The sequence below is a fragment of the Candidatus Obscuribacterales bacterium genome (genome assembly GCA_036703605.1).
Taxonomy (GTDB): domain Bacteria; phylum Cyanobacteriota; class Cyanobacteriia; order RECH01; family RECH01; genus RECH01.
This window is the reverse complement of sequence record DATNRH010000228.1, coordinates 1-3431: the sequence shown is the minus strand read 5'-3', so window position 1 is coordinate 3431 and position 3431 is coordinate 1. Positions and strand designations below refer to the sequence as shown.

Here is a 3431-nt window from a genome sequence, read left to right as displayed (position 1 = left end):
GGAACTGTTTCACTCCCCTTGTCGGGGTGCTTTTCACCTTTCCCTCACGGTACTGGTTCACTATCGGTCAGCAAGGAGTACTTAGCCTTCGAGGGTGGTCCCCCGATCTTCAGACAGGATTTCACGTGTCCCGCCCTACTTAATACGTCCCTTTGTGCTTCGTGTACGGGGCTATCACCCATATTGCCCAGCTTCCCAACTGGTTCCACTCACACGCAAGGCTCGGCTGGTCCGCGTTCGCTCGCCACTACTAACGGAGTATCGGTTGATTTCCTTTCCTCCGGGTACTGAGATGTTTCAGTTCCCCGGGTTCGCTCTTAAAACCCTATGTATTCAGGTTGAAAGTACCTGGATTTGCTTACTGATGATTGCCGCACACCATTCTCATGGTGCGAAGCAACAACAATAAACAATCAGGTGGGTTGCCCCATTCGGAGATCCAGGGATCAAAGCCTATTATCGGCTCCCCCTGGCTTATCGCAGATTATCACGTCCTTCATCGCCTCTTGCTGCCTAGGCATCCACCAAACGCCCTTATCGCGCTTGATTTGATCCAGAAGAGTAAAGACAGACACCATGAACACCCGAAGGCACCCATAACGTCCATCCCGATCCTTCCGATCAAAAGTCATTTGACCGCACCTACCCGCTGGTTCAAGCAAGGTAGCTGCGCTTCTTAGATGTCTGGAACGACCCTCTCAGGCCAGACCAGACGTCTCGGTCAGTGTATTTTAGACTTGGAAAGACTGTAACTTCACATGTTTCACACCATCCACGACGCTCTCCTTTCGAAGAACCTCTGGCACGCACTGGCTGGAGGATGACAGCACCCCTCAAGGACCCTTGGTCGGGGTCCAAAAGACGATCGTGCCTCGCGGCACATGCTGCTGACTTCAAGGCCGAAGCCTCAAACCCAAAACACACGAACTTACGTCTCGTGTATTGCTCTCTGAACGATGTAAAATTTCGCCTGTCCCCCTGGAAGGGGATGATCAGACGTCCAAACCAACCATGTTGGCTTGAAGATATGATCATGTAGGTCGCGGAAGGCTTTTGGTGTTCTTGCTATGCAAAATCACCTGACGCGCCGCCTTGGTATCACTTTCGGCGCTGCTGCTTTTGCCTTTGGCAAAAAGCTTGGTGGAGCGTATCGGGATCGAACCGATGACCCCCTGCTTGCAAAGCAGGTGCTCTCCCAGCTGAGCTAACGCCCCGTCTGCACATCAGCGTCGCCAGGCGGCGCCGCCAAAATACCTGTCGGTCTTGTCTGGGTGCAAGCTGTGGCCGCAACACAATGCCAACCGGCATCCGTTCGGCACATCCGCACCGCATCTTGCGACGCTTGAAGCTTGGTGGGTCGAGGAGGACTTGAACCTCCGACCTCACGCTTATCAGGCGTGCGCTCTAACCGCCTGAGCTACCGACCCCAGTGCTTTCAGGCCAAGGCCCAAAAACGATAACGAAGAGATATGAGGAGTGTCCGGTCCGAGTTCCCAGCCCGAAGGCCGGGTGTTCGCCTTGAGAAGCGAACTGCTAAGTGTTCCAAATAATGGGCAAGCCCATCAAGCAGGAACATCCTTAGAAAGGAGGTGATCCAGCCGCAGGTTCCCCTACGGCTACCTTGTTACGACTTCACCCCAGTCACTGAGCCTACCGTGGTCCGCTGCCCCCATTGCTGGTTGGCACACGGCCTTCGGGTAGACCCAATTCCCATGGTGTGACGGGCGGTGTGTACAAGGCCCGGGAACGTATTCACCGCGTCATGCTGTTACGCGATTACTAGCGATTCCAACTTCATGGGGTCGAGTTGCAGACCCCAATCCGAACTGAGACAGTTTTTGGGGATTAACCCATTGTCACTGCCATTGTAGCACGTGTGTAGCCCATCCTGTAAGGGCCATGAGGACTTGACGTCATCCCCACCTTCCTCCGGCTTATCACCGGCGGTTCCGCTAGAGTGCCCAACTGAATGCTGGCAACTAACGGCGAGGGTTGCGCTCGTTGCGGGACTTAACCCAACATCTCACGACACGAGCTGACGACAGCCATGCAGCACCTGTCACTCAACCAGCCGAACTGAAGGCTCCGATCTCTCAGAGCCGCGTTGAGGATGTCAAAGGATGGTAAGGTTCTGCGCGTTGCTTCGAATTAAACCACATGCTCCACCGCTTGTGCGGGCCCCCGTCAATTCCTTTGAGTTTTAATCTTGCGACCGTACTCCCCAGGCGGAATGCTTAATGCGTTAACTGCGTCACCGAATTGCATGCAACCCGACGACTGGCATTCATCGTTTACGGCGTGGACTACCAGGGTATCTAATCCTGTTTGCTCCCCACGCTTTCGTACCTCAGCGTCAGTATCGAGCCAGTGAGCCGCCTTCGCCACTGGTGTTCCTCCGAATATCTACGAATTTCACCTCTACACTCGGAATTCCACTCACCTCTCTCGATCTCTAGACTTGCAGTATCAAAGGCAGTTCCAGGGTTGAGCCCTGGGATTTCACCTCTGACTGACAAGTCCGCCTACGTACGCTTTACGCCCAGTAATTCCGAACAACGCTAACCCCCTCCGTATTACCGCGGCTGCTGGCACGGAGTTAGCCGGGGTTTCTTTACCAGGTACCGTCATTATCTTCCCTGGCGAAAGAGTTTTACGACCCTAAGGCCTTCTTCACTCACGCGGCATGGCTAGATCAGGGTTGCCCCCATTGTCTAAGATTCCCCACTGCTGCCTCCCGTAGGAGTCTGGGCCGTGTCTCAGTCCCAGTGTGGCTGATCATCCTCTCAAACCAGCTATAGATCGTCGGCTTGGTAGGCCATTACCCCACCAACTACCTAATCTAACGCGGGCCGATCCTTCTCCGATAAATCTTTCCCCCAAAGGGCGTATACGGTATTATTCATCGTTTCCAATGGCTATTCCGTAGAGAAGGGCACGTTCCCACGCGTTACTCACCCGTCCGCCGCTCACCCCGAAGGATGCGCTCGACTTGCATGTGTTAAGCCTGCCGCCAGCGTTCGTTCTGAGCCAGGATCAAACTCTCAAGTTGAAAGCCACGAATGGCTTCTTGACGTTCGAACCTCAGCACATACCACCAAAGGCTTACTGTACCCTTGATGGCCTATCATTGCTTCATGTGCTTCCAGTCTCATAAGAGAACCGAAAACCCACAAAACAGTGAAGCTGACACCTACATCATCGGGCCGAAACCCTAATAGGCGATATACTGAAGTGCGTCCGTCGAAACAGACCAAACACCCCACATATCTCTTCGTTTATCCAATTTTCAAAGAGCGCAGAGACAAAAACTCACCAACACGCCGAAGCGTACCAGATCGCCATCACCTCCTGATTGTCCCCCGCACCGCATCTCTGCGCCGCCGGTGAGCGCTTATCTACGGATACCAATCCCGACTCGCAAGGCCCTTTTT

At 54.0% G+C, this 3431-nt stretch carries 2 tRNA genes and 2 rRNA genes; all 4 read right to left on the bottom strand.

What is annotated here, in order from left to right:
* Positions 1–549: ribosomal RNA gene (locus V6D20_04870) — 23S ribosomal RNA — on the bottom strand; the annotation flags it as partial.
* A 589-nt stretch (positions 550–1138) separates the two neighbouring features.
* Positions 1139–1214: transfer RNA gene (locus tag V6D20_04865), tRNA-Ala, on the bottom strand.
* A 136-nt stretch (positions 1215–1350) separates the two neighbouring features.
* Positions 1351–1427: transfer RNA gene (locus V6D20_04860), tRNA-Ile, on the bottom strand.
* 155 nt (positions 1428–1582) lie between these two features.
* A 16S ribosomal RNA gene (locus V6D20_04855) occupies positions 1583–3049 on the bottom strand.
* Between the last annotated feature and the right edge of the window lie 382 nt (positions 3050–3431).